23 protein-coding genes and 1 pseudogene are annotated in these 26653 nt (G+C 41.9%); 8 read left to right on the plus strand and 16 right to left on the minus strand.

Translation table 11 applies throughout. The features are described from left to right. Window positions 1–191 precede the first annotated feature (191 nt). The gene (locus FZC88_RS12350; RefSeq protein WP_148967255.1) at window positions 192–440 is read left to right on the plus strand and encodes an alpha/beta-type small acid-soluble spore protein; all 249 of its coding nucleotides are present in this window, start codon (window positions 192–194) and stop codon (window positions 438–440) included. 43 nt (window positions 441–483) lie between these two features. Here the strand turns inward: FZC88_RS12350 and FZC88_RS12355 are convergent, their stop codons facing one another. Next, a complete protein-coding gene (locus tag FZC88_RS12355; protein WP_148995182.1) occupies window positions 484–1131 on the minus strand; it encodes a uracil-DNA glycosylase in 648 nt (215 codons plus the stop codon). Window positions 1132–1258: 127 nt separating this feature from the next. Between FZC88_RS12355 and FZC88_RS12360 the strand changes: the two genes are divergently transcribed. Continuing rightward, complete coding sequence (locus tag FZC88_RS12360; protein WP_148995074.1) at window positions 1259–1681, plus strand: pyridoxamine 5'-phosphate oxidase family protein; 423 nt, start codon at window positions 1259–1261, stop codon at window positions 1679–1681. A gap of 414 nt (window positions 1682–2095) precedes the next feature. On the opposite strand, the gene FZC88_RS12365 is transcribed toward FZC88_RS12360, so the two are convergent. The 9 genes from FZC88_RS12365 to FZC88_RS12405 all read right to left on the minus strand — a co-directional run bounded on the left by FZC88_RS12365 (window position 2096) and on the right by FZC88_RS12405 (window position 13245). Then, window positions 2096–3877, minus strand: a complete 1782-nt coding sequence (locus tag FZC88_RS12365; RefSeq protein WP_262371842.1) for an ABC transporter ATP-binding protein — start codon at window positions 3875–3877, stop codon at window positions 2096–2098. Further along, window positions 3870–5627 carry an ABC transporter ATP-binding protein gene (locus FZC88_RS12370; protein ID WP_148995075.1) on the minus strand — a complete coding sequence of 586 codons (1758 nt, stop codon included), beginning with the start codon at window positions 5625–5627 and terminating at the stop codon, window positions 3870–3872. The genes FZC88_RS12365 and FZC88_RS12370 overlap by 8 nt, the downstream gene beginning before the upstream one ends. A gap of 151 nt (window positions 5628–5778) precedes the next feature. Continuing rightward, the gene (locus FZC88_RS12375; RefSeq protein ID WP_148995076.1) at window positions 5779–7347 is read right to left on the minus strand and encodes a mechanosensitive ion channel; all 1569 of its coding nucleotides are present in this window, start codon (window positions 7345–7347) and stop codon (window positions 5779–5781) included. 159 nt (window positions 7348–7506) lie between these two features. After that, window positions 7507–9690, minus strand: a complete 2184-nt coding sequence (locus tag FZC88_RS12380; RefSeq protein ID WP_148995077.1) for a beta-propeller domain-containing protein — start codon at window positions 9688–9690, stop codon at window positions 7507–7509. Window positions 9691–9853: 163 nt separating this feature from the next. Further along, window positions 9854–10309 carry a threonine/serine exporter family protein gene (locus FZC88_RS12385; protein ID WP_044339076.1) on the minus strand — a complete coding sequence of 152 codons (456 nt, stop codon included), beginning with the start codon at window positions 10307–10309 and terminating at the stop codon, window positions 9854–9856. Between the two features lie 46 nt (window positions 10310–10355). Next, complete coding sequence (locus FZC88_RS12390; protein WP_148967249.1) at window positions 10356–11117, minus strand: threonine/serine exporter family protein; 762 nt, start codon at window positions 11115–11117, stop codon at window positions 10356–10358. A gap of 156 nt (window positions 11118–11273) precedes the next feature. After that, a complete protein-coding gene (locus FZC88_RS12395; RefSeq protein WP_187443598.1) occupies window positions 11274–11879 on the minus strand; it encodes a DedA family protein in 606 nt (201 codons plus the stop codon). Window positions 11880–12150: 271 nt separating this feature from the next. Beyond that, a complete protein-coding gene (locus FZC88_RS12400; protein ID WP_148995079.1) occupies window positions 12151–12450 on the minus strand; it encodes a hypothetical protein in 300 nt (99 codons plus the stop codon). Between the two features lie 468 nt (window positions 12451–12918). Further along, window positions 12919–13245, minus strand: coding sequence for a thioredoxin family protein (locus FZC88_RS12405; protein WP_148967245.1), 327 nt, complete (start codon window positions 13243–13245; stop codon window positions 12919–12921). Between the two features lie 128 nt (window positions 13246–13373). Between FZC88_RS12405 and FZC88_RS12410 the strand changes: the two genes are divergently transcribed. After that, window positions 13374–13697 (plus strand): YflT domain-containing protein, encoded by a 324-nt coding sequence (locus FZC88_RS12410; protein ID WP_148967244.1) that lies wholly within the window; start codon window positions 13374–13376, stop codon window positions 13695–13697. A gap of 36 nt (window positions 13698–13733) precedes the next feature. Here the strand turns inward: FZC88_RS12410 and FZC88_RS12415 are convergent, their stop codons facing one another. After that, the gene (locus FZC88_RS12415) at window positions 13734–14276 is read right to left on the minus strand and encodes a histidine phosphatase family protein (protein ID WP_148995080.1); all 543 of its coding nucleotides are present in this window, start codon (window positions 14274–14276) and stop codon (window positions 13734–13736) included. Between the two features lie 79 nt (window positions 14277–14355). Then, window positions 14356–15171 (minus strand): ZIP family metal transporter, encoded by an 816-nt coding sequence (locus tag FZC88_RS12420; protein WP_148967242.1) that lies wholly within the window; start codon window positions 15169–15171, stop codon window positions 14356–14358. A 646-nt stretch (window positions 15172–15817) separates the two neighbouring features. Here FZC88_RS12420 and FZC88_RS12425 point away from each other — a divergent pair. From FZC88_RS12425 to FZC88_RS12440, 4 genes are read left to right on the plus strand one after another with little or no spacing between them, the layout of a single operon-like run. Further along, window positions 15818–16213 (plus strand): GntR family transcriptional regulator, encoded by a 396-nt coding sequence (locus FZC88_RS12425; RefSeq protein ID WP_148967241.1) that lies wholly within the window; start codon window positions 15818–15820, stop codon window positions 16211–16213. Beyond that, on the plus strand, window positions 16200–17102 hold the full coding sequence (locus FZC88_RS12430) for an ABC transporter ATP-binding protein (protein ID WP_148995081.1): 903 nt from the start codon (window positions 16200–16202) through the stop codon (window positions 17100–17102). The genes FZC88_RS12425 and FZC88_RS12430 overlap by 14 nt, the downstream gene beginning before the upstream one ends. Then, window positions 17074–19044: a DUF6449 domain-containing protein gene (locus FZC88_RS12435; protein ID WP_148995082.1), complete on the plus strand. Its 1971-nt coding sequence runs from the start codon at window positions 17074–17076 to the stop codon at window positions 19042–19044. The genes FZC88_RS12430 and FZC88_RS12435 overlap by 29 nt, the downstream gene beginning before the upstream one ends. Before the next feature lie 25 nt (window positions 19045–19069). Further along, window positions 19070–19603, plus strand: coding sequence for an RNA polymerase sigma factor (locus tag FZC88_RS12440; protein ID WP_148995083.1), 534 nt, complete (start codon window positions 19070–19072; stop codon window positions 19601–19603). 43 nt (window positions 19604–19646) lie between these two features. Here FZC88_RS12440 and FZC88_RS12445 read toward each other — a convergent pair whose 3' ends face one another. The 3 genes and pseudogenes from FZC88_RS12445 to FZC88_RS12455 form a co-directional block, all read right to left on the minus strand. After that, window positions 19647–20369, minus strand: a complete 723-nt coding sequence (locus tag FZC88_RS12445) for an amino acid ABC transporter ATP-binding protein (protein WP_148995084.1) — start codon at window positions 20367–20369, stop codon at window positions 19647–19649. Beyond that, window positions 20366–21016 (minus strand): annotated as a pseudogene (locus FZC88_RS12450) (amino acid ABC transporter permease). The gene FZC88_RS12445 and the pseudogene FZC88_RS12450 overlap by 4 nt, the downstream one beginning before the upstream one ends. A 158-nt stretch (window positions 21017–21174) precedes the next feature. Beyond that, a complete protein-coding gene (locus FZC88_RS12455) occupies window positions 21175–21984 on the minus strand; it encodes a basic amino acid ABC transporter substrate-binding protein (RefSeq protein WP_148995085.1) in 810 nt (269 codons plus the stop codon). A 257-nt stretch (window positions 21985–22241) separates the two neighbouring features. Between FZC88_RS12455 and FZC88_RS24660 the strand changes: the two genes are divergently transcribed. Next, on the plus strand, window positions 22242–23105 hold the full coding sequence (locus FZC88_RS24660; protein ID WP_148995086.1) for an STAS domain-containing protein: 864 nt from the start codon (window positions 22242–22244) through the stop codon (window positions 23103–23105). Between the two features lie 585 nt (window positions 23106–23690). On the opposite strand, the gene FZC88_RS12465 is transcribed toward FZC88_RS24660, so the two are convergent. After that, window positions 23691–26435 carry a GTP-binding protein gene (locus FZC88_RS12465; RefSeq protein ID WP_148995087.1) on the minus strand — a complete coding sequence of 915 codons (2745 nt, stop codon included), beginning with the start codon at window positions 26433–26435 and terminating at the stop codon, window positions 23691–23693. Window positions 26436–26653: the final 218 nt, after the last annotated feature.

Genomic DNA, 26653 nt, shown 5'->3' on the forward strand with positions numbered 1-26653 from the left:
CTAATTCTTCCACGGCATTTCCCCCTTTTCTTTGTAAAAATGTTCTTACTATTAAGAATTATATTTTATTTGACACAAATTAGACAATCTTTTTTTGTGACGAAAATTTCTTAAACGTGGGAAAACCCTTATATGACAAGACTCTATACTCATAAAAAAATATTTGGGCAATCTAAAAAAGGGGTGATAATATGTCGAGAAGAAAACTTCTTGTACCTGAATCCCGGGCTGCGATGGATCAATTAAAAGCGAAAGTTTCGGGTACACAAGATCCCAAAGAAGCGAAATATGAGATCGCCAAGGAACAAGGTATTCCTCTTCAACGAGGATATAATGGAAAGTTAACGTCTGAGCAAGCGGGAAAAGTTGGCGGAAGGATTGGCGGTAACATGGTGAAGGAACTTGTGAGAATGGCTCAGGAGAATTTAAACAAGAATTAGCGTAAAGTTTGAGGCTGACACACCAGAAATGTCAGCCTCCTTTTTAATAGATTTCCCCCAGTATTTCTTTCAACTTATCCAGGTCTTTGTATATTTCTTTTTCTAAAGAGCGATTGTAGAAAATCGATGCAGGATGAAAGGTCGGAAAAATGGAGTAGCTATCATCGCTCATGATCCATTCATTTGAATCAAGATCTTTTAACCGCCTGACTTTAGCATGAATCAGCCGTCCATGCATTTGTGATATCGTGTACTTATTCCCCAATAGTCTTTGTAACCCGATATTCCCCAAGGTTACAAGCTGTTTTGGCTTAATATGCTGCAGCTCATAATCCAGGATCGGGGCATGTGCCAGCTGTTCTTTACGATTCGGTGCCCTGTTATACTTCTTCTCCACGATCTCATGGTCCCCTACTTTCTTAGGGACAATTTTATAAGGTCTGCTTCTGACAGTTGAGGTAAAATATATGTCTTCCCTTGAAACCCCCAGATACTGAAAGAACTCATCCAGCACTTTTCCTGCCCGTCCACTAAACGGCATTCCATTATGAATCTCGGTTTCACCTGGAGCTTCCCCGACAATCATGATCGTCGGTTGCTCCGGGCCGCGCCCGTATACAAACCCCTCACAGGGATAAGGCTCCATCCTTTTCTTACAGATATCGACTAATTCTTCCGGTATCACGCTCATCATCCTTTGTTTCTTTATTATTTCCGTTATTCCCGGCCAGCACCCCAAATACACATTCCCATGTTTATTTCACCTTAATAAAAGGAATAGTATGGATATAAATGAACCTTTAAAGGAGATGGATTGTGTGTCACAAGCTGAACTGAAACAACAAATCTTAAAAGTGCTCGATGAAAGCAAAGTAGGGACACTGGCAACGGTAAAAAATAATAAACCCCATTCCCGTTATATGACGTTCTCACATGATGAGCTGACTCTATATACGCCAACAAACAAGGAAACCCATAAGACAGATGAAATTGAGGACAATCCTAATGTACATATCCTTCTTGGTTACGAAGGAGAGGGGTATGGAGATACCTTCGTCGAAATCGAAGGTCGCGCCACCATTGAAGAGTCTTCTCATTATAAGGAAAAACTATGGAATGACCATATGAAAAAATGGTTTGAAGGTCCAGAGGATCCTGAATACATCGTCTTGAAAATTCAACCCGTCAGCATCCGATTAATGAACGATGATGAGGATTCGCCGCAGTCACTTGAATTATAATCAATAATTACCTTGACATGTTTTAATATTGATGTTATATTTAGTTATTGTAATCTTGTAACATACATTAAAACGATAGAGAAGATAATTCGTAATTCTATTCTGTTTTGATTTAACAACTTATTCACACTGGATCGGCTTCGGAGCCGTTAGGATGTAAGAGAGGTAGGGCTTACGTCGTTTAGGTATATCAAACGACTCAAGGAATTGCCCGCGGCTGTTTATTATCTGCAAACAACGTTCAAGATATAAATATATTACTTGTGATGTTGCAAGTTACAGAGTTGTCTTTATCCGATTAAGGCAACACCAAAGGGATCGCTAACGGGATGATTAGCCCCTTAAAGACAAAAACACCTCAAAAGTGCTGACTTTTGAGGTGTTTTTTTGTATTTTGAAAATTCATACATCCCATCAACCGCTCTCCCTCAACTGACTATGATACAACCCATGATAAAACCCTTTCTGCTTCAAAAGCTCATCATGAGATCCCCGTTCAATGATCTTTCCTTGATCAAGGACCAGTATTTGATCGGCCTGGCGGATGGTGTTAAGACGGTGGGCCACCACTACACTGGTTCTCCCCTTCATCAATCGTTTGAGGGCTTCCTGAATCTTCAGCTCTGTAATCGTATCGATGCTGCTCGTGGCTTCATCAAGAATAAGGATGGACGGATTTGAAAGGATCGCTCGTGCAATGGATAGTAGTTGTTTCTGTCCCTGACTGATCCCACTGCCATCATGCCTTAATAACGTCTCGTAGCCCTCAGGCATTTTCTTTATGAAGGAATGGGCATTGGCCAATTTAGCCGCTTCCCTTACTTCTTCATCGTCCGCATCGAGCCTGCCGTAACGGATATTGTCTGCAATCGTTCCTTGAAACAGGAAGCTATCCTGCAGGACAAATCCCATTTGCTGACGAAGACTCTTCCGTTTAATGGTTTGTATATTCTGATCGTCAATCTCAATGGTTCCTTCATTCAGTTCATAGAAACGAGAGAGCAGATTGGTAATCGTAGTTTTACCTGCTCCTGTCGGTCCGACCAATGCAACGGTCTCACCCGGCGTAATGGTGAAGGATACATCCTGAAGAGTTTGATCCCCTTTTTCATAGGAAAAGGATACATGACGGAATTCCACTTTCCCTTCAACGGAATCGATTTCCACGGCATCCGCCTCATCCTTCGCTTCTTCCTCTTCATCTAAAATTTGAAAGACACGCTCAGCACCGGCAATGGCTGATAACAACGTGTTATATTGGTTCGCGAGCTCATTCAACGGACGGGTGAACTGACGGGCATACTCAGCAAATATCACAATGACTCCGATGGTTATCATGCCATTTAATGCAAAGATCCCTCCCACTCCGGCAATGACGGCAAAACTTAAATTGTTCAACACATTCATAAGCTTCGGGATAAACCCGGAATAGGTATCCGCCCAATAAGCAGCCGTTCGCAATCTCTGATTTTTTTCTCCAAAATCCTTTATGGCAGTATCCTCACGGGAAAAGGTTTTGATGATGCTATGCCCCGAAATCGTCTCTTCAATATAGCCGTTTAGCTCTCCTATATTTTGTTGATATTGTTTAAACAAACGTCCTGTCCGATTCGTAATCCACTTCATACCGAGAGCCATGAGTGGTACGATGGTCAATGTGATCAATGTAAGCAACGGACTGAGCCAGAGCATGATCGTGACGGTCCCTACTAACGTCAGGACACTGGATATGATTTGTATGAACGAGCTATTCAACGTGGCACTTACATTATCAATATCATTTGTGACCCTGCTCATTAACTCCCCATGCTTTCGTTTATCAAAGAAAGGGATCGATAGCTGATGCAATTGATGAAAAAGGTCCTTCCGCAAGCGATAGACCGTATCTTGAGCCACACCGATCATCCAATAATTTTGGAACCAAACGGAGAGGGAATGGAAGATGTACACTGCAATTAAACCTAAAACAAGCCCAATCAATCCGGAAGTCTCTTTCGTTACAATGTATTCATCAATCGCTTTTCCCACTAGGAAAGGTCCCAGTAAAGAAGCTGCCGAACTGATGAACACCATTAGAATGACGAGATACAGGATCACTTTCATTTCGGAAAGGTAGTTCCATAGTCGACGCAGCGTCCCTCTTGCATCTTTCGCTTTATCGTTTTTCCCCAGTTTCTTTCCCACATGCCTAGACACGATGTATTTCCTCCTCTCCGAATTGAGATTGAAAAATCCGCTGATAGAGGGTGGAATCTTCTAATAGGGATGTATGTGTCCCTTCTCCGATTAACACTCCATCTTCAAGAAGCAGAATTGTATCAGATTCCATTGCGGTACTTATTTTTTGTGTAATGATCATCGTCGTACATTCGTATTGCTTCAGAGCTTGGAGCAATTTCGATTCTGTTTTTAAATCCAAAGCACTCGTGCTATCGTCCAGTAATAAAATCTTGGGTTTTCGAATGAGTGCTCTCGCAATCGACAGACGCTGTTTCTGTCCTCCTGAAAGATTGACACCTTTTTGACCTAGTACTGTATCATACCCATTGGATAGATTCATAATGGTTTCATGGATTTGGGCATCCTTTGCTGCCTGGATCATCTCTTCCCTGGTGGCATCTTCTTTTCCCCATTGTAGGTTTTCTGATACTGACCCGGAAAACAGGACCGCTTCCTGGGGCACGTACCCAATATTTTTCCTTACATGATTCAAAGGTATGGACCGTATGCATTGACCGTCCAGTTCAACAGATCCTTCCGTCGCATCATAAAGGCGGGGAATGAGCTGGAATAGTGATGTTTTGCCGGATCCGGTTGCTCCCAGGATCGAAACCGTTTCGCCTGCCTCCACTTTAAACGATACACCTTCCAGCACCTTCCCACGGGTTGAAGGGTATTGAAACGACACATCTCTGAATGCAATCTCTCCGTTCACCACTGTGTTTTCCTGCCGGGCTTCTTCTCCGTCTTTTAGATCTACCTCTGTCTGGAGAACTTCTTCTACCCTCCCGGCGGAAGCTCTTGCTCTTGAGAAGCTCGTAATGATAAATGAGAAAATTGAAAAAACGGAAGAGATTCTCGTAACATATGTGACGATCGCTACGACTTCTCCAACACTCGCCCCACCTGAGGCAACATCTATACTTCCGAACCACAAAACGGATAGGAGGGCCAGATTCATCACGAGCATCAGAAGTGGCATGATGATTTCCATAAAACGAAGAGCACGGACAGTCCGATCCTTCAAATCTTCATTTGCTCCATGAAATCGGCCTTCTTCATACTTGCTTCGAGTATAAGCCTTGATTAACCTCATCCCGGAGAGGTTTTCCTTCATGACCTCGTTTACTTTGTCCAGACGGGATTGAACTCTTTCAAAAAAGCTCCATCCCCGCTTCAGGACCCATAATAAGAACACCCATAATACTGGAATCACGATAAATAAAATAAGGGCCAGACGGACATTCACGATAAGTGCCATGATCGTTGATCCGACAACAAGCAGGGGGGCTCTCAGCATAATGCGCAAGCTCATGAAAATCGTATTCTGCAGCTGCCTTACGTCATTTGTCATCCTGGTGATCAAGGATGAGGTCGGGAGTTTGTGAAAGCTTGCAAAGGAAAACGACTGAACCTTTTTATATAAGCTTTCCCGCACATCATAGCCAAATCCCTGACTCGTATGAGCGGCGAAAAATGAATTCGTCACGCCTGAAATAAACGCAAGAAGAGACATCCCCACCATAATGAAGCCCCATTTCAACACCACGTTTAAGTCTCCATTCATAATTCCTTCATCAATAATCCGTGCCATAAACAGCGGATTTAATAGTTCTACAGCAAGCTCTACCAGCATTAAACTCCAGGCAACCGCCATGGCAATACGGTAAGGCTTTAAAAAACGTATGACTTTCAAATGAACACCCCTCTTACATAAAACTTCCATTATGTATATATATGTATCATCATAACGTTTTTTTATGCCGGGTGGTAGTTGGAAGTGTTCATGCAGAAGCTGTAGGTCATTCTTGTAAGAATTATTGAATATTCCTTAACAAAAAACCACACGATCTAATAGGACCGTGTGGTTTTTACTCTTATTGATCGAGAGGAGGTGTATCCGTTCCGCCATTATTTGGCCTGCTCTTTTCTTCTTCAATTTTCCGATCCAGTTTAGAAAGATATTTTTGCGCAAAGTCCTTCCCACCCAGGCCAAATGCCAAACCGAAGGCTAGTGCCAGTCCACCCAGAATCAGCATGAAGGCAATATTGACGATGGAATCAGCCACTTTTAATTGATCCAAGGCCATAAAGAAGCTTAAGGCAATGATTGCATATTTCGTGATGGTCGAAAGTACTTGGAAGTGATCACTCAGTACGTTGGATATGATGCTCTTCACTAAGTTACCTAAGTATAAGCCTGCCCCAAGAATGACGATGGCTGCCAATACATGTGGTAAATACGCAAGGATGCCTGTTGCCAGAGCAACCAGGAATTCCAATCTTACAATTTCCAATGCTTCTACTACAAAGAGGAAAACAATGATGATTTGAACAACTCTACCTACAAGTCCCGATAGATTCATATAAGTTGAGCCAGTGGGTTCATACGGATTCTTATTAGTATTCATCCGTCCAATCCCCATATTACGTAATAGAGAATTGAATCCTACCCGGTTCAGTAATCGTGCAACCATGGCTCCAACCCATTTGCCGACCCAGATTCCTGCAAGGATGAGCAGAATCGCAATCGCAATATTCGGAAGCATAATCAGGACTTGATTGAGCATGTTAATCGCCGGCTCTGAAATCCCCCGAATATCCAGCTGATCTAATGCAGAAATCGTAACCGGAATCATGATGAGCACGAATACAATCGTACCAATGACCGATGAAACCGTTGTTCCTTGAAAGAGCTTGCCAATGCCGAATCGTTCAGCGACTCTCTCTGTTCCAATCGCCTGTAAAAAGTTCGTGACGATATCCCGGACAATTTTTGCTACAAACCAGCCAACGAGGAGAATGATAGCTGCAGCAAACAATTTAGGAATAAACCCTAGGAAGTTTTGGAGCATTTCCGTGAATGGCCCTGAAACCCCTGTGATATTAAGAGCTGCTAACACTCCCGGTAAGAATATGAGAAGCACTAGATAGAATACAATTCTAGCACCGGTATAGACATAGCGATGTACATCGTTCTCATCTTTCGCTAATTTAGATCTTACCAGCGTGCTTTTAACTGCTGGTCTCGTACCCAGTTTCTCTATCAATACCTTCAGTATAGAAGCAACTATCCATGCAAATAATAGAATAAGTGCCGCCTTTAATACGTTCGGAATCGCTGCTGCCATCGTACTCAACATACCGACCAATGGTGAAGCAATAAAGTTCAAGTCCAGCATATTGAAGAAGGCAATAAACACGAACACAAGCAGAATAAAGTACACAATTTTACTAATGACTTTCTCCGATGTCCATTTCCGTTCTCCGTTCCTGCTGCCAAAATAAAGATTGTCATCGATCTTCACCCGTTTTAAAATTCCGTAAACGGCTTTTTCAACAGCCTTTGCAATGATCCAGCCGATTAATAACACCAATAAAGCCAATAACAGATCAGGAAGCTTCCCTAAGTACCCGTACCATTCTTGCGTTATATCATTGTTCATTCGATGTTCTCCCTTCTATTATGGAAATTGTATAATGCTAATACTTATCTACCCACAGATTTTTTTTCAAAACCTGACAAAAAAAGATAGTCTAAATGATTCATCGGGGAGTCTTAAGTAATAGAAAACCCTTAAGGCAAAGCACCTTAAGGGTTTTCATCATGGGAGATCAATTGCGTTTTCTTTTTTAAAATCATCTAATGAGTAAGCAGTCACTCTATTATGTGATACTGTATAAAGCTGATCATCAATATATAGGAGTCTTTGAATCTGGTCTTCCCACTGTTCGTAATATTCTTTGTTTTCTTCTTCTGTGAGCTGAGACTTTAAAACGATTCCTTTTTCAGGTGTGATTTCATACAGGAGTGCGCCTTGATAGTCAAAATCCAGTTCATGCCGGCTTCCCTCTTTTTCATGATAAACAGAAATGGGAAAGCCATATAGATTTCGTGAAGGTTCATGAAGCAGTGCTTTGTGATCGTCCAACAAATAAGAGTGAGTACCCTGCCCACCTATTATTTCAGTGTCCGTTTCCTTTGGATGCTGAAAATCTGTAATATCGAATAATGAAATCTTCATTCCTTGTCGAATGATTCTGGGTTCCTCATTGTTTGTTTTATTATCATTCACCACTTTTGTATCAAACCCAAACCCGATGAGGTGATGTTCGTCAATGGGGTGAAGATAGGTGCTGAAACCTGGAATCTTCAGCTCCCCCAGAACCTTTGGAGCTTTCGGATCTGCCGTATCGATGACAAAAAGGGGATCGACTTGTTTAAAGGTCACCATATATGCCTTATCCCCCATAAACCTGACAGAATAGATTTGTTCTCCCCTGGCTAAATCCGTTACTTCCCCAACATTCTTCATGTTCTCATCCAATATATAGAGAGCATTGGTTGAAGGGGAATCACTGTTCCACACCTCCCCTTTTGTCGTTCCAATCCGAAAGTAACCTTTATGTTCATCCATGGAAAATTGATTTAACGCCCTTCCTTCTACCTGACCTGAGGAAGCATATTCAACCTTTCCATTACTTACGGAAAATTTATAAATCTCCGTGTTTGAAGAGGTCCAACTTTTCATAGCATCTTCATTGTATTTTTCCACAGCCACATAAAGGTTGTTTTTAGACATATACACTTTATCACCGCTTCCAAGATAGGATTGAACGCTTAGAGAAGCCTTGGGATCTTCCATATCCATTCCCGTCAGTAAGGTATAGTTGGGGGAATGGGACTGTGGAAAATACTTAATATCTTCTATTGGAAGTGGTGTCGTTTCATTACCTGTTAAACTATCTTTCACCCGGGGTCTCAGATCAGGATTTCCCCCTTGTTCAAGCATCCAGTAGTTTGGATACAGATTCGAAATCAAATATACAGTGGAATCAACCTTCCTCGACGTTACATATTGACCTTCAAGCTCAACATGCCTGAGAAGAGATGGTTTTGCTTTGTCCGAAATATCATACAGAAGCGCAACGGTCGACCCGTCTACAGGCATAGTGGAAGCAATTGATTCTTGTTTATTCTCTTGAAAATTTGCATGCGACCAGCTATTCCCGATGACGAGCAGCTTATCCTTCTGTAAAAACAGATGTTGCGGCTGCATATTTTCTTTATAGCTGGTAGTGGATACCACTTTCATTTCTTTCACAGGATTTGCCTTTGTAATTAGCAGTCTACGGTCTGTTAATTGGTAAATATAGCTTCCATCAGTCTTCACTATATCCCCCTCGTCAACTCCTTGAACCTGATTATTCGTTTCAGAAAAATTGGATTCCGATTGAGGCGATTCTCCAGCTGCACTATCTTCAGATGATTTGGATTCCATATTCCCTTCTCTACCGAACAGAGAAAACTCCGTATCTTCCTTATTTTTCTTTAAAATTTGTTTAAAATAGTTCGTTAGTTCTTCCTTGGATTGAATACTGGGTAGTTTAGAGGTGACAGAAAAGGGTATTTCTGTATCTCCATCATAAGAAAAACCCCATTTGGTTTTCACTTTAGGAGAAATATGAAGTGTATACTTGTGTGGATCAGAAGGATATCCTTCTGGCGGTGCTTGAATCTGCAGGGTCTTTCGATTTTCATCCAACTTCATGGAGACATTGATCCTCTCTCCATTGGAGTCTTCTACATAAATGTTCTGGGGCGTCACCGTTTCCTTATTCAGGGCTGTTGAAAATTGCAGATTCCATGAGTTATTCTCCATCACGAGAAGGTCGCCCTCCATCTTCCCCTCGGCCTTCACAACAGGTCTTTGACTATACACAAACGTTCCAAGTGCCACCAGCAACACAATACCGGCAATAATGAGCAGATAAGATTTCTTACTCATACTTTGACCCTCCTCTATGTTCTATTTGTTGATTAGACGTTGGGAGGGAGAAAATGTTACATGTGCACGGAGTCTGCAGTTTGATCATTTCGTCCAACTTTGTTTCGTTTCTATGCTCTGCTGAAGCCAATAAAAAAAGACCCCACAAAAGTAAGGTCCGTCCCTATCTCATTCGTCTTGCACTTACATTCAGCCGTGCGTTTCGGATGACTTGGTTGATGACTTCCGAGAAGATGAGTCCGATGGCGATGGAGCCTGAGATCATGAAGGCTTTTGCCGCAAGGTTGATGGCAGCATTGTAATCGTTCTGCACGAAGTTTCTCATGGCATCGTACGCCAGCCCTCCAGGTACAAGAGGGATAATTCCGGCTACAGAGAAGATGATGACCGGGGTTCTATACATTTTCGCAAATACCTGACTGATCACAGCAACGACAAAGGATGCAAGTAACGTCGCAAGCACCGCATCCGCGTCATTTAAACTCATTCCTATGTAGATGATCCAGCCTAACATTCCAACAATTCCGCATTTGAAAAGGGACTGCTTTGGAGCGTTGAAGATAATCCCGAATGCAGCAGCGGATATGAAGCTTGTCACTAATTGTTCGATGATGAGCATTCCCTTTTCACCTCAATCTTTATTCTTGATACTAATCAAATGCACCCTATGTCAGAGTAAAAACTACGGCAATTCCCGTCCCGATGGCAAACGCCGTTAAAAAGGCTTCTGCTCCCTTCGATAAACCAGACACCAAATGACCTGCCATCAAATCCCGAACCGCATTCGTAATGAGAAGACCAGGAACAAGGGGCATCACAGATCCAATGATTATCTTATCCAGTTCCTGTCCGACTCCAAGCTGGACGAATCCATACGACAGCATTCCGATAATAAAGGAAGCAAGAAACTCAGCAAAGAATTTGATCGGAACGAGGCGATGAAAATAAATCAGGCTCGTAAATCCGACTCCGCCCGTGATCAGTGCCGGAATGAAGTCCATCCACATTCCCTGGAACATGATGAGAAAGCAGCCACTGGCAATCGAAGCTGCCAATACCTGAATCACAAAGGAGTATGATAAATCTGATTGATCCAGTTTCTCCAGGGCATTGTAGGCTTCTTCAAGGGTAAGATGCCCCTTGCTTATTTGCCTTGAAATACTATTCACGAGTGTTACTTTTTCAAGATCAGTAGACCGCTCGTTGATTCGAATCAGCTTCGTTTTCGTCGGTTCAGACGTTTCAATCGAAAAGATGATCCCGGTAGGCGTCACATAACTGTGAGATTCTGATATCCCATAAGAAGCTGCGATACGCATCATCGTATCCTCGACGCGATACGTCTCTGCACCACTTTGCAGCATGATCTTACCCGCCAGCAAGCTGACCTCCATAATGTCATATCTTCTTATCATTTTTGCTTCCATACAATCTCTCCACACGTGCTATTTTTTGAATAGGTCTAGTTTATAGAAAAAAAGGGGGGTAAGCAATGAGGAACCGGATGATTTTACGTAGATTTAATCTGTGTAGAGGGTTTTAGTGTTGAAGTTTTGAGTAACTTGCCGTAAACTTTCCAGTCTTCAAATCTTTCCTGCTCTTCCTCCTACTCCCTTTTCTCTCTTCCTTTTAAAAAGAAAATATAAAACAGTGACCAGCACAAACCCCGTCAGGACCAGCAGTTGGTATTCTTCCACCATCCCGAGGATTACTTCTCTATCACCCTCATAGAATTTGCCTATACTTAAGAATAAAAAGGTAGACGGAGCAATCCCCAGCATAGTAAGGAGAGAATACACTTTCAGATTCATTTTTGCCATGCCGGCCATGAAGGGAATGACGTTTCCTAAATGAAGGGGACTTGCAATCGCTACGCTCCAGATTCCGTAGCGGCTGAACTTTTCCTTAGCTTCTTTTAGCTTCTTCCGTTTTTCGGGGTTGAGCTTTGCCTCAAGCCTCTCACCTAATTTAAAGCTGATAAAATAAGGAATATAGCTCCCAGCTGTATAAAGAAAGCTTCCTAATAGAGAAATGACTCCTATCTCCATCCACGTTAATTCTAGAATAAATCCCATTGTTACGATAAAAAAAGTGCCCACAAAAGGGAAAGCACTTCCTTCAATAAATAAAGAAAGCAATACACCCCATATCCCCCACTCAGCGGAATAATTTGCCATGATTTCTTCCATCAAGGTCACTCCTATATGAACGAATACCTTAAGTATAAAAAAATCGCCATCATGCAAACAGAAGCCGTAGAAGTAAATGCTTCTAAGACCTGGGGTGTATTTTCTTCCCATGATAAAAAGACCAGCCTCTTTATAGGAGACGGGTCCTAATAATCTCAAGATTTGATTCAGCCCATTCTGACCTTTATGTGCATACTTTAATTCATTTAATGTTTTATTTTACATAGAAGAGAGATTTAGATAGATAAGAAGATTACTCTTTCAGATTTGATTATGGTGACTCATTAAGAGGATCGTGAAGTATGATGACGGGCATTGACTTAGGGGTAACCATGAAACCATAGACTCTTCCATCCTTGTCCTTATACGCTACAGAATAATCTCCAAACTGAGGTGAGAATTCGACGTTTTGGTATTCGAGGTCAAGATCCTGATACTTAAGGCTAACATACAGGTTGGCGGCGATTCTTGCGGTCAGGTGTTGTACACTGGAAATCCGGTTGGCTACTATTATGAGGATGATTGCTAAACCAAGTAACATGACTTTCTTTGTCCTGGACACTCTGATCATTCATCAAGCCCCCTTTTATTTCTTCATCACTACTATACTCGTATACTCTCTATTATATACCTATTCCCTGAACCATGACAAAAGATCTACTTTTTTTAGCAGCTCTTTTTATTGCTATTCTCTTTCAGGTGAATTGGACTACTGAATAGGCATTCCATTAGGGATGAGTGAAATATTCAAATCCATTTTCTACATTCATAAAAAATACCGCACCTACAACGAAATGTCCTAATTACTCTTTATAACAGCTTGATTGCCCGATTTCCCCGTCCCCCCCCCTTAACTGTAAATATTAGTCGTTTCACTAACTCAAATGGTTTCAATTTCACTATTAAAAAAAGTGCCGTTTCAAAACAGCCCTTAATTTTATGTGTTTCACCACATGACGTAATATTACGGTCTTAAACAACCGTTTAACCCTTTCTACCTTGTCAGACCAACAACTTTCTCTCTTAATCAAACGTTTGTTTAGTTGTCTAACATCTTCACCAGACGGGACAACTGGCTATGTAACTCGTCAATTGGAACGAACCTGGCCTTCCTGAACATTTCTTTACCATCTACAAAAACGATGACGACCGGGACAGTGAAGATGGAGAATTCACCTGCTATTTCCGGTATTTCTTCTGCATCCGCATGAATGGACCTCACATCTTGAAACTCTTCCAATACTCCTTTCACTTGTGGCAAAAGAGAGTGACAAACAGAGCAATTGGGTCTTGAAATGTATAGTAAACTCAGCTTTTCTGCAGCAAGTGTAGCATTGATGGATTCTAAAGAATGAACTTCTTCCATATCTTGAGATCTCCTTTCTTGGATTACACATTACTAATAGGTATACCCACATCTCCACAGGTTTACCATTGCTAATCCATGGGAAAAGATAAACGACAGTACAATTTAAATGATGGAGGAGACCTGAATTGAAACCGACTGTTAAGGAATTTTATGACGATAAGGAATTAATTACAGAAGTTGAAAAGCTTTCTTCTCAAGGTATCGATAAACATAATCTTTATGTATTATCCCATGATGATGACCGGACGGACAGAGTAGCTGATCGCGCTGACGCCAATGAAATTGGTGTAAAGGAAACAGGGATAGGGACTGCAGTAGGGAACATGATCCTGAAAAAAGGTGACGAACTCCGAAACAAGCTGATGGAAGTTGGATTTTCTCACGAAGAAGCGGATCAGTACGAAGAAAAGCTCGATGAAGGAAAGATTTTATTGATTGTTAAAAACTGACCTGATAGAGAAATGACTTAGGATGATTCCCAGGAATCATCCTTTTCTGTCTTGAAATACATATAGCTTCCCGTTTGAAGGTCTTCTAAACTTAGGGCCTCTAAACCCACGTTTTATAAGCTCTTTTCTCATAAATATCATAATCCCGCCATGGCCTACAATGAGAACGTCCTCACCCTCTTGTATGATCGCATCGACAATCGCGTTGATTCTTTTAAGGATCTCTTTCTTACTTTCAGGCTGAGAACGATGATTAAACCAACAGGCTACTCTGATCATAAATAAATGTAAAAACAGTGGAAGCTTTCTCCTGGAACTGAATAAGGGAGATAGCCTGATTTCACGCAGTTCCTTCAACGATACGATATCCCCTGCATAGACTTCTCGTGCGGTTACTTCTGCCCTGGCTAAGTCACTTGCATAGCACTTCTTCCATTCAATATCATGAAGATCCACCTCGTTCTCTTCTACATCAGACTCATCGTACTCTTCTACCCACTTCATTAATTCTTCGGATGTCACAAATCTATCAGGATATCCTCTTGTTACTTTAAAGTGTCTCACAAGCCCAATCTTCACACTTTCGCCCCCTTCACTACCATTATACTATTTTTGGAAATAAAAAAAGCATGCGATCTAAGCCGCATGCTCACTTTTATTAACCTAAAGATACGTCCAGAATCATCATCACTACAAATCCAAGCATGAGTCCCAGTGTGGCCAAGTCTGTACTTCCAGAGGATTGAGACTCCGGGATCAGCTCTTCTACTACCACGAAAATCATGGCACCTGCAGCAAATGCCAGTGCGTAAGGAAGCAACGGCTGCACTAATAGGACAGCAGCTGCACCAATTACGGCAGCAATGGGTTCAACGATGGCAGAAAGCTGACCATAGTTGAAGGACCTCAGACGTGACATTCCTTCTCCGCGCAATGGAATGGACAGTGCTGCCCCTTCAGGCATGTTCTGAATTCCAATTCCGATTGCAAGCCCGATCGCCCCTACCAATGTTGCGTCACCAAGTCCCATAGACGCAGCCCCAAAAGCCACACCGATGGCTAAACCTTCAGGAATGTTATGAAGGGTGATTGCAAGAAATAGTAGGGTTGATTTTTTAAATTTAGTAGGAGGTCCCTCGGCTTTTTCCGCTGAGTTCCCGAGATGCAAATGAGGTACTACAAAATCCAGCAGTCTAATAAAAAGGCCGCCAAGTAAAAAGCCGATAGCAGGGGCGAGCCAAGGAATCTGACCATTTTGCTCACTGAACTCTATAGAAGGAGCAAGAAGTGACCAAAACGATGCCGCTATCATGACACCTGCGGCAAACCCGAGCATCATATTCAATGTATGTTTTTCAATTTTGGTAAAGAAAAAAACCGATGCCGCCCCCAGCGCGGTTAACCCCCAGGTTAGCGTACCTCCAAACAGTGCCTGCACAGCTGGATTGAATCCACTTAACCAATCTATGAACATGCAAACCCTCTCCTCCGATCAACAATTTTGAATACTACCATCTTGCATCAAGGAAACTTTCTTTGTCAAAGGAAATGTCATACTACCTATTATCATAGCCCATCATTTTTCTATATATATGTCATTCATATCAAATTGTGTATTCATCATTTATACTTCCAAACTTCCATACAGGGTATACCCAAAAGCGGAGGCGGCTCGTTCAGCCCCGACAAGCATAAGGTGAATGGGCCTGGAAGGCGGCCTTTGCCTTCTTGGTCCATTTATCTTATGACCTCGAGGGGCTAGCCGCCGGAGCTGGATGAACCCAAAAGCGGAGGCGGCTCGTTCAGCCCCGACAAGCATAAGATGGATGGGCCTGGAAGGCGCCCTTTGCCTTCTTGGTCCATTTATCTTATGACCTCGAGGGGCTAGCCGCCGGAGCTGGATGAACCCAAAAGCGGAGGCGGCTCGTTCAGCCCCGACAAGCATAAGATGGATGGGCCTGGAAGGCGCCCTTTGCCTTCTTGGCCATTTATCTTAATTTTTGCACTGCATCCCATATCAAATATTTTTCATTTCCCCTCTTCCCAAATTGCCAGAAGTTGTTATATACTTTAACTGTATTAAGACACATAGTACACTGTATACAGTTGGGAGGGTGGATATGTTTGAGCTTGATTTAAGAAGTCGAAAGCCCATTTATGAACAATTAGTCGAGAAATTAAAAGAGTTAATCATTAATGAGGTGTTGAAGCCTGACGAACAATTGCCTTCCGTTCGTGCCTTGGCTCAGCAGCTGACCATAAATCCAAACACAATCCAAAAAGCTTATAGGGAACTTGAAACCCAAGGGTACATTTATTCTGTGAAAGGACGGGGGAGCTTTGTTAATCCATCAAGTCACATTCGAAACGCGGAGAAAATCATGAAAGTAAAAGAAGAGTTGTCTAAACTATTGTCTGAAGCACTGTATTTAGGAATCACGCCTGAAGATTTAAAGCAGATGATTGCTGACATCGAGGCATCGGTAGGAGGGAATCAAGCTGATGATAGAGATTAAATCATTAAGTAAATCCTTTGAAGGTACTAAAATCATTCATGACGTTTCCTTCTCTGTTCAAAAAGGATCAATCTATGGATTGCTCGGATCGAATGGTGCAGGAAAAACGACACTACTCAAATCCATTTCCGGGGTTCTCAAGCCCGAAAGCGGTGACATTTATTTAAAAGATCAACCGGTCTTTGAGAATGTCCCAACGAAAGAAACCTTGGTATTCATTCCTGATCAACCATTTTTCTTTGCTCACTATACCTTAAATCAAATGGCAAAATTTTATCAAAACTCCTATAGCCGTTGGGATGAGCATCAATATAAATCACTAACCGGCCTATTTGGGGTAGATCCTCACAAAAAGCTGCATAAATTTTCGAAAGGCGTCCAACGTCAAGCAGCTTTCATTCTTGCATTATCAACTCAGCCGGATGTGCTCATTATGGACGAACCCCTAGACGGATTAGACCCTGTCGTTCGTAAGAAGGTAAAAAGCGTACTGATCACAGAAGTTGCAAACCGGGAGATGACTTTACTTATCTCCTCTCATAACCTGCGTGAAGTGGAAGATATTTGTGATCATATCGGAATTTTGCATCAAGGAAGATTTTTACTGGAGAAAGAGCTTGATGATTTGAAATCCGGGATTCATAAGATTCAGTTGGCCTTCAAAGGCGAGATGCCTCAAAAGATCTTTACTGAGCTTGACCTTCTGCACGAAGAGACCAGGGGAAGCGTGTCCCTCTGCATCGTAAGAGGTGACGAACAACATGTGAGAAGCATGATCCAGCCTTATCATCCGGTGATTTTCGATATGTTACCATTGACCCTTGAGGAAATATTTGTTTATGAAATGGAGGACGTCGGATATGCCATCCAAAACATCATGGATCAATAAGGAAGTCATCATTCAAAGCCTTCGGAATGTTGGGTGGGTAGGGATCGTTTACTTTATCGGACTTCTCTTTTCTTTGCCAGTTGACGTTATCGGTAAACTATCTAACGACAATCAGCCCTATCCGGTTGCCATTTATGAAAACCTGTTTAAAATGCAATACCCGATACAAATGGGTTTGATGCTGTTCGTTCCAGTCATTCTATCTCTTTTCCTTTTCCGATATTTACATGTAAAGCAGGCTGCAGACTTCATGCATAGCCTTCCACTGACACGCAGCAAATTATTTTTTCATTTTACCGTTACAGGATTCGTCATTCTCATCCTGCCAATTGTACTGAATACAGCGATTTTACTTTCCCTTTATTCATTTACGGATCTTCAGCAATTTATTGATGTTCAAGATATTTTCATCTGGTGCGGCATCACGATCCTAATGAACATCCTTCTGTTCACAGCCGCTACCTTTGTAGCCATGATAACAGGACTGACAGCTGTACAGGGAGCTATGACTTACATCCTGCTCTTATTACCAGCTGGAATGTTTATGCTCGTATGCTTTAGCCTGAAAAATCTTTTATACGGTTTTCCAGAGGATTATTTTTTCAATATCAAAATTGAACAATATTCCCCTGTCATCAAGGCCGTATATCTTGAGAATAAAATCTTTGCCGGATTAGATGTGACACTGTTCATAGCTATCACTCTCCTACTCTATGTTTTATCGTATGTATTGTATAAAACGAGAAAAGTAGAAGCAGCGTCACTTGCCATTGTATTTCCTGTCCTCCGCCCCCTGTTCAAATATGGAGTCGCTTTCTGTTTCATGCTGGTCGGCGGCATGTACTTTAATGGAATCTATCAAGAGACGGGATGGACCATATTCGGCTATTTTATAGGATCATTCATTGGCTATTATCTTGCAGAAATGGTTTTACAAAAACATTGGAGAGTGTTCCGCCATTGGAAGGGCTTTGCCGGGTTTGCCGTGGCCATCTCTCTTATCGGTTTATTCATTCAGTTCGATTTATTTCAATATGAAAAGAAGATTCCTGAATTGGAAGATATAGGAAAAGTTCATGTGAGCCCAAGCTATTATTCCTTGACGGACAATCCAGAATCACTCATTGAAGAACCATTTATAAGCAAACCTAAAACAATTGAAGCGGTTCTGAATCTTCATGAAGAAATCGTTAACAACCAAGATCAGAACAAAGCAACTCCTGAGGATAGCGAGCAAATCTTTTTCTATTACAAAATGAAAGATGGCAGTAAGCTGGTGAGGAACTATCAAGTGAATATAGACAAATTCAAACCCCAGTATGCTTCACTTTATGAAATGAAAAATTATAAAGAAACGACGGAGCAGATCTTCTCAGTTAATTCAAGCAAGGTAGACAAACTATCGATATATTCTGATATGGGAAATAGACAGAGTATTAGCATTGTCGATCCGGAACAAATCAATGAAGCCATCGGGATTTTAAAAGAAGAAACCTATAATGATACGTTTGATGACCGTGACAGAGTGAACCTCTATAACGTTGAATTACTTCTTTCAGAGAATCAATGGATCCATGTCGGGGTACGTAATAACGATAAGAAATTCGAATCCTGGCTACAGGAGAATGGTTACCTGGAAGATATAAGGATGGCTGCATCTGATGTTGAGTGGATGTACGTGATCGATCAAGAGCGTTACCGTAACCGTCTGTTCAACGTCATGGATCCAGATACCGAAGCCCTGGAGTTAAAGAAAGAAAACAAAGGAATTGAAATAGAGGATCCCACACACGTTGAAGCCATCATGGATCAACTCGTATACAACCAGATGACCAATGAATATATGGTGCTCATCAAGTATAAAACCCACGGAAATGTCGAAGTGCGAGGGTTAAAGTCTGAAGATACCCCTTCATTCCTGAAGAGTAAAACGAAAAATTGACAATGGAAAGTCGAGGTGAAGCCATATGGACACATTAAAAATGCAATCATCTCCTCTCACATTAGAGGAGATGTATGAACAATTTCATACACTGATCTATCATATCGCTTATACGATTACAAAGGACGCTCACCTATCACAGGATATCGTTCAAGAAACCTTTCTTAAGGCCTACATCAAGATGGATACTTTACTCGATGTGACGAAAACGAAGCCCTGGCTAACTTCAATCGCAAGATGTACAGCAATCGATTTTATCCGAAAAGAATCGAAACGCAATGAAGTCTGCATGGAAGATGATGAACAGGTTCATTCCATACAGGGCGATAACCCTCTGGAAATGGAAATTGAGGCACAGTTTCTTAAGAGCAGCATCCAGGAAAATATTAAGAGGCTACCACTTTCTCAGCAGGAAGTCATGTCATTGAAAGTGGCACAGGATCTTAGTGATGGGGAGATTGCTTTAAAGCTGAACCTCTCTCCTTCTACCGTCAAAACCCGTTTTCACCGGGCAAGAAAGCAGTTGTACTCGATCGTTTATGCAAAACATACCGCATAGGAAAAGGAGCCTTGATTAAGAGGCTCCTTTAATTGTTCACCTATTATAGTACCTTACTTAAAAACGCCTGGGTTCGTTCATGTTTTGGATTACCAAAAAGCTCAGACGGTCTGTTCTCCTCCACGATATATCCGCCGTCCATAAAGATGACCCGGTCCCCGACTTCTCTGGCGAATCCCATTTCATGGGTTACGACCACCATGGTCATGCCTTCCTTCGCCAGTTGTTTCATTACTTCCAGCACCTCTCCCACCATTTCGGGATCCAGGGCTGAAGTCGGCTCATCGAAGAGCATGATTTCAGGCTCCATGGCAAGTGCCCTTGCAATGGCGACGCGCTGCTTCTGCCCGCCTGATAAGGAGTCAGGGTACACGTACGCTTTTTCTTTGAGTCCCACCTTATCAAGTAACTCTAATGCCTTCATCTCCGCCTTTTCCTTTTGCCACTTTCTTACCTTCATCGGTGATAGCATAATGTTCTGGATCACGGTTTTATGAGGGAAAAGGTTAAATTGTTGAAAAACCATTTCCACATGCGTTCTTACTTTATTGATATCTGTTTGTTTGGCCGTTATATCCCGGTCTTTAATATAGACATGACCATCGGTAATCGATTCTAAAAGGTTCAAGCAACGCAGAAACGTTGATTTCCCTGAACCCGATGGCCCTATTACTACAACTACTTCTTGAGGTTCGATATTGACGTTAATATCTTTCAATACTTCTAATTCTCCAAAGGACTTCTTAAGATTCACTGCTTTAATCATTCGGTTGCCATCCTCAGCTCAATATAGTTTAGTAGATACGTAAGAGATAGAGTAAGGATTAAGTAGATGATAGCGACTGCCAGGTACGGTTCCCATACACGATAATATTGCCCCTGCATGGCCCGTCCCCAGTACATTAACTCTGGAGCGGCAATGACCGCTGCCAGGGAAGAGTCTTTCAATAACACGATAAATTCATTTCCGTGGGATCATTCGCTTAAATGCCTGAGGGATGATGATGTACCTCATAGCCTGGATATTGGTCATCCCCAAAGATCTGGCTGCTTCCATCTGCCCCCGGTCAATGGATTGAATGCCCCCACGGAAGATTTCGGCGATATACGCAGTGGCATTCAACGATAGAGCCACTAATGCAGACACAGCCGGATTAATTTCCGACATGAGCATTGGCATCACACCAAAGTGAATGAGCAGGATCTGTACGAATAATGGCGTACCTCTAAAAAAGTTTATGTCCAAATGAAAGGTGTTCGAACGAGAAGGTAAGGGGAAATTCTGAATATCCCCATCAGCAGTCCGAAGATTAAGCCTAAAAAGATGGCTCCCACCGATAAACCGATTGTTAATAGTGCTCCCTTCAGAAAAAAAGGTAAGTATTCCCCAATAATGTCCCATCTGAAATTCAGCATATCACGACTCCTTTTGTCCCGGTAACGGCGTGAGGCCGCTTCCCTTCTCAATAGTAGTAAATAGACTCATATAAAAGGGGCAGGAGAAGAATGAACCATCCTCTTTAAAATCGATAAAGAAGATCATCCAAACTTTCACTACGCCCCTTGTTCCCTTATTCTGCTTGCTCTAATAAAGCGTCAGTGTTCGGTTCTGTACCAAACCATTCTTTGTAAATCCCAGCATAAGTACCATTTTCAATCACTTCTTTAACCGCTTTATCGAAATCAGCTTTCAGCTCACTGTCTTTAGGGAACATTAAGCCATAAAATTCAGATTCGAAGTTTTCAGGATCTTCAACTGTATTGAAATTGTCATCCGGATTATTTTTCACATATTCATTTACAACCGTATTATCCGTTACAACGGCATCGACTTGACCTTGCTTCAATGCTGTAATGGCAACTACATTGTTTTCGCATTTAGAGATATCAGGGCTGCTCTGCCCAACTATTTTCTCTGCTGCCGCTTGACCGGTCGTTCCATTTTGAACCCCGATTTTCAGCCCTTTCAGGTCCTCTGCACTTTTGATATCCACACCTTCACCAAACATGATCATGTGAGTGGATTCAAAGTAAGGATTGGAAAAATCAAACGTTTCTTTGCGGTCATCATTGATGGTGATCCCGGAAATCCCCATATCGACTTCCTTTCCACCTTGAACTGCTGCAAATAACGGATCCCATCCAATGTTCTTTACTTCGTACTCAAAGCCGGCTTCTTTCATGACGGCCTCTAAAAAGTCGATATCAAAACCGACGATTTCCCCTTTATCCATATATTCAAATGGAGCAAAGGCTGCATCGGTGCCCACTACAAGCTTTTCTTTTTTATCTCCGCTTGCTTCTTCACTTCCACAGGCAGTCATGATTGCTGCCAATCCAATCATTAATACTAGAAATAATCCTCTTACTTTCTTCTTCATCCTTGGCCCCTAAAATAGTTTTTATTTTCTGATAATTATAATTATACATATATTTTACTAGAAAACCAATGAATTTTAGAAGATTTACAGTATTCAGACTAATCATTATCTACTAGTAACGATTTTTTTGTGTATTTTTTGCATATCAAAAGAAGTATTTAATTTATATGTTTTTTTGTCATTTCTATCTTTAACATTGACAGTCTCCACTATAGGTTTCAAAATAAGAGTATAAGCCAAGTTTAAAGGGAGAGTTTATGGATACACATTCGTCTGATTTATATAAATACTTAGTTGATCATGCCTTAGATTTCACTGAAGACTGGTTGAAGTTCCAGAATTTAAAATCCGGATCTCACTATTCTCCTGATTCTCCGACAGAGGTACTCAACAAAATAAAAGAACAAAACTCTAATTATGTGAAGATCATCGCCAAGTGTCTGTTACTTTCTCAAGAAGAATCAAAGGAAGTGATCTATAACTGGACCCGGGAAACCGCTGCCCATCGCAGTAAATCCAATACGTCCTTGGATGAGGTTGTTCGTAACTCTGGTGTGTTCAGAAGAGTGTATTGGACGTATGTCGAAAAGTTTGTGGAAGACTCGAACGTAAACATCCCGTTGAAAGAAGTATTTGAGTGGGAACGAAAGATCAATTTCGCATTGGATTATGTGTTAGAAACGTTCACTTCCACGTTCTTGAACATATTAATGAATCGACTCCAGGCACAGTCTACCCTGATTAAGGAATTAAGTACACCGGTCATTTCTTTAACTTCAGAGGTAGGACTTCTGCCTATCATTGGAGATATTGATACGACACGTGCCCGTACGATATTAGAATCAACCCTTCAACAAAGTGCCGATGCCCATTTATCCATGTTGATCATCGACTTATCCGGAGTGGTATTGGTTGATACCATGGTCGCCCAGCAAATCTTCCATCTCATCGATGCCTTAAATCTACTTGGAGTGAAGAGCGTCATCACCGGGATTCATCCGGAAGTAGCTCAGACAGCCATCCATTTAGGATTGGATTTTTCCAATATCCATACTGAAAATTCCCTCGAGCGAATCATTGCAGATGTAATTCAGGAAAATAGCGAATTTTTGCATGTGTAGGAAGGTGGACGCAAAATAAAAGGCTCATTTCATAATGTATGTTGCTATTGTAGAAGAGAAAGTAATAGTTGATTTCCGCTACAGGATGCTCGCTTTCCGCGGGGCTGGCGGTGAGCCTCCGGGGTCTCACCTGTCCAGCTATTCCCGCAGGAGTCGAGCCTCCTTCCGCTCCAATCAACTTTCTGAGCATGTATCCTTAATGGAAAACAATAAAAACAAGAATTTTAGCAAACAATCTCATTTAAGGTAAGTAGAGATTGATTTACCTTTTAAGAAAGAAGAATTTTTTTGGCTTCTTTGTTTTCTTGCACACCTCGAAGCTCTGTCAAGAAATTCGGTTAAATATGGTGAGGGGAACTGCGCAGACTCCGGCGGATTTTGGGCGTGCCGAGACCCCGTTCGGCTAAGCTGAGGAGGCTCGGCCGAACGCTAGCTGCAAGCGGAGCAGTTCCCCTCACCATCGAGCACACACTAATAGACAGAGCCTTGCAGAGCTTATGTTAAAAAACAACAATCATTGCGAAAAGGGCAATATAAAAAGACTGATTCTCGCAGGGCACCCCCTTCAGAATCAGTCTTTTTTTATTATGAATAATGATGTGAAGCTTTATAACTCGCTTTCACCATATATTCATGTTGAAGCAGTTTCACTTCGAATAAAGTGATCGGGTCGAAATATCGCTCCGGATTTGCTTTCATTTTCTTTAACGTTTCTTTGTCGCTTGCAATATCTGTTTCTGTATCTTTAATCGTGACGCCCAATTGTTTAAATGGCTCTGCGAAGAAAGAGTGAACATCCTGCTGCAGTGATTTTTCGAACAAATCAAACTGAAGGAAAAATTTATTGACGACAGATGCCGTGATATCCTGGTAATCTTCGTTCTCCAGGTAGCGCTTGTATTGATTGTAGAGTAACGACTTATTCTGAGGCAATACACCTAAGAGCTTTCCGGCACTTTTTAATAGGAACTGAGCCGGTTTAAAGCGCAAGAGAATATTCTCTTTATCAATCTGGGCTCTCGTTCCCATTCGGTTTACATCCCGGCGCCAGTCGTCCATTACTTGGAAATCACATTGTAAAATGACTTTATCCTTCCCGAATAACTCGTTGAAGGTTTCACTCATCTCATTTAAATAGTTCTGACTGTCTTGAAGCTCCTGCTTTGAAAAGCCAAGCCACTCCTCAAGGGATTTGACATAACGGGGCATGAGATCATCTTGGATATACCCTTGAATCCGCGTATTCATCGCTTCATTTAACTCTGTATGGATCTGTTTGAAATCACTTTCTTCACTGATCAGATCAGAACAGCCGCTAAGGATACCGGGGATTTTCTCAGAGATTTCCTTCTTCATCGCTTCTTTCTTCTTATGGAAAGAATCCTTAATGACTGATACCTTATCGCTTTGCATGTCACTTAAGTAGTTTTCAAAGCCGTTCAAACGTGTCAGGATATCTTCATTCTTCTCTATAGTCTCTTTCAGTTCATTTTCACGATTCTTACGTTTTGAGTAAAGATCTCTTAAAGTTTTTCTGACCAGATAAAATAACTTGGCCCCACGTTCCCCTTTGAGCACGTTTCCATTCACCATATACTGTTTCTTCAGGAAGGACTGAACATCCTGTCGCTGCAAATGAACGGCTTCCAGGGATGAATATGGTAGCACCTCTGCGTCCGGGAACCATTCCCGGGCTTTGTTTCGTGCTGATTCAATAATCTCTTCTGTACGGTCAGAGTGAGATACCTTGTCCATCTTATTTAATAAGAAATGTACGTTCACAGGCTGTCCGATCTCCGTTAATTTTCTTAAGGTTTGTCTGTCCTCTGTATTAAACGGGGCATCGGCATTCAATACATACAGTAATCCATCAGCTACAGGATAAAAGGCTGTCAGATCATCCAGATGCCTTTGGCCGGTTTGAACGTCAATGATGGCACTTCTGTTTTTCTTAAGGAACTCAGACGGGAGTTTATATTCCACGAATGCTTCTCTTTGCATCAGTTCTTCAAAATCAGCGATGCTCTCTACTTTGTGAACTCCATGATCGTGAATCTCCTTCACTTCTACCTGCTGATCATGATAGCTATAAATGATGGTGGAGTCTTCAGCCTCACCGACGCTCTCACCTAAAACGGATTGAACGAAGGAAGACTTTCCGCTTGAGCCACTCCCTGCGATTAATAAATGGTGTTCACTCAGATCCATTAACTGCTCCGCAATCCATTTTGTTTTATACCCTACAGAAGCATCATTTCGTTCTGACCAATCAATAATTTTATTTAAGAACAGGATAATGTCTTCAAAGCGGGCTTGATAGGAATCTCCTTCAAGCAGGATCATTTCCGCTTCATCCGTCACCATCTGTTCAATGCTGTACGAAAAGACATCGTTCCAGGCTAAAACGGCAGCTGCCGGGAAAAGTGGTTGATGATCCCTGCTCACTTTGAGCCAATTGCTCAGCATGCTTGGCATAAAGCCTTCCAGGTCTTTCACTAAGTAGTTGCCTTCAAGGAATCCTACGTATGCTTCCTGGAATTGGGATAGGATGTCCTCCCATGATTCGTTCGGGAGTATTTCTACATATTCAAAGATTGTATTTACCGTCAGCATCCATTCAATATGGGCGACCGGATTGCTTCTGTAACTTGTCCATAGAGAAGACACGAGATCCTTGAATTGTTTACGATCCTTTTCATAAACCGCAATCAATAAATCGTAGAAATAGGTAGGCGCAAAGGATGTTGTGTAACCTTGATCCCCGTATTCCCTCAGAATCTTGAACCAAGCGGGATCCTGGGTCCGGATCGATTCCTGAACCGCCAGTTCCACGGCTTTATTCCAGTCCTCTTGTTCTTCATAAAAAGTCCGGGCGAGTTCAGTTACGTTGGGATAGTCCGGATCGATCGTCAATGCTTTGTCGATGGTACGATATGCTGACTGGATCTTATTTCGTTCGATATAAAGAGAGAATAGCTGCAGGGATACTTCCAGCGTTAAAATCGTGCTTTCCGTTTGGATAGCTGTATAGACATCCTCAGCTGACGATAACAACCCAAGCTCATAGTAAGAATCCGCGATATTCTTCTTTGCCCAAGGTTCTAATTCGTTCTGGATGCTTTCCCATTTGAAAATAGCCGCTTCATAGTCCTTGCTATGAAAATAGACCTCACCCTGTGCATAGCGAATGAACGTTAAATCATACGGTTCATTTTGCTGCTCTTCTACAAAAGCTTGACCAAGCACTTCAATTGGATGACGGTTCGTGTCATAGTCTACTAAAAAAGTTCCATAGAATGACTTTTCCATTAGTAATTTTTCTTCTGTCATAATGTCCTCCGTTATATGTGGATCCCCCTGTTCAAGGAACCTCACAGACTAGTCTATTTCTATCATTCTAACAGAATTTCCTTGGGATAAAATTTCATTTCCTTTTCAATTTCCGATTGATACTTTCTGCCGTGATGCTTAGGGATCACTTCCGTTACAGAAGAAAGGACTACCCGTTACTAAAGGCGGCATGCGCCCTCAAAAACAGATAGTCCTTT

It is taken from the genome of Rossellomorea aquimaris, assembly GCF_008180865.1.
GTDB lineage: Bacteria > Bacillota > Bacilli > Bacillales > Bacillaceae_B > Rossellomorea > Rossellomorea yichunensis.

What these genes read in the sequence shown, in the direction of transcription:
- FZC88_RS12355 (WP_148995182.1), bottom strand. Translation starts at nt 1,131, where the DNA reads ATGAGCGTGATACCGGAAGAATTAGTCGATATCTGTAAGAAAAGGATG.
- FZC88_RS12380 (WP_148995077.1), bottom strand. Translation starts at nt 9,690, where the DNA reads ATGAGTAAGAAATCTTATCTGCTCATTATTGCCGGTATTGTGTTGCTG.
- FZC88_RS12420 (WP_148967242.1), bottom strand. Translation starts at nt 15,171, where the DNA reads ATGTTCATAGATTGGTTAAGTGGATTCAATCCAGCTGTGCAGGCACTG.
- FZC88_RS12385 (WP_044339076.1), bottom strand. Translation starts at nt 10,309, where the DNA reads ATGCTCATCATCGAACAATTAGTGACAAGCTTCATATCCGCTGCTGCA.
- FZC88_RS24660 (WP_148995086.1), top strand. Translation starts at nt 22,242, where the DNA reads ATGGATACACATTCGTCTGATTTATATAAATACTTAGTTGATCATGCC.
- FZC88_RS12435 (WP_148995082.1), top strand. Translation starts at nt 17,074, where the DNA reads ATGCCATCCAAAACATCATGGATCAATAAGGAAGTCATCATTCAAAGC.
- FZC88_RS12455 (WP_148995085.1), bottom strand. Translation starts at nt 21,984, where the DNA reads ATGAAGAAGAAAGTAAGAGGATTATTTCTAGTATTAATGATTGGATTG.
- FZC88_RS12465 (WP_148995087.1), bottom strand. Translation starts at nt 26,435, where the DNA reads ATGACAGAAGAAAAATTACTAATGGAAAAGTCATTCTATGGAACTTTT.
- FZC88_RS12400 (WP_148995079.1), bottom strand. Translation starts at nt 12,450, where the DNA reads ATGATCAGAGTGTCCAGGACAAAGAAAGTCATGTTACTTGGTTTAGCA.
- FZC88_RS12405 (WP_148967245.1), bottom strand. Translation starts at nt 13,245, where the DNA reads ATGGAAGAAGTTCATTCTTTAGAATCCATCAATGCTACACTTGCTGCA.
- FZC88_RS12395 (WP_187443598.1), bottom strand. Translation starts at nt 11,879, where the DNA reads ATGGAAGAAATCATGGCAAATTATTCCGCTGAGTGGGGGATATGGGGT.
- FZC88_RS12375 (WP_148995076.1), bottom strand. Translation starts at nt 7,347, where the DNA reads ATGAACAATGATATAACGCAAGAATGGTACGGGTACTTAGGGAAGCTT.
- FZC88_RS12430 (WP_148995081.1), top strand. Translation starts at nt 16,200, where the DNA reads ATGATAGAGATTAAATCATTAAGTAAATCCTTTGAAGGTACTAAAATC.
- FZC88_RS12350 (WP_148967255.1), top strand. Translation starts at nt 192, where the DNA reads ATGTCGAGAAGAAAACTTCTTGTACCTGAATCCCGGGCTGCGATGGAT.
- FZC88_RS12440 (WP_148995083.1), top strand. Translation starts at nt 19,070, where the DNA reads ATGGACACATTAAAAATGCAATCATCTCCTCTCACATTAGAGGAGATG.
- FZC88_RS12390 (WP_148967249.1), bottom strand. Translation starts at nt 11,117, where the DNA reads ATGGAAGCAAAAATGATAAGAAGATATGACATTATGGAGGTCAGCTTG.
- FZC88_RS12370 (WP_148995075.1), bottom strand. Translation starts at nt 5,627, where the DNA reads ATGGAAGTTTTATGTAAGAGGGGTGTTCATTTGAAAGTCATACGTTTT.
- FZC88_RS12445 (WP_148995084.1), bottom strand. Translation starts at nt 20,369, where the DNA reads ATGATTAAAGCAGTGAATCTTAAGAAGTCCTTTGGAGAATTAGAAGTA.
- FZC88_RS12425 (WP_148967241.1), top strand. Translation starts at nt 15,818, where the DNA reads ATGTTTGAGCTTGATTTAAGAAGTCGAAAGCCCATTTATGAACAATTA.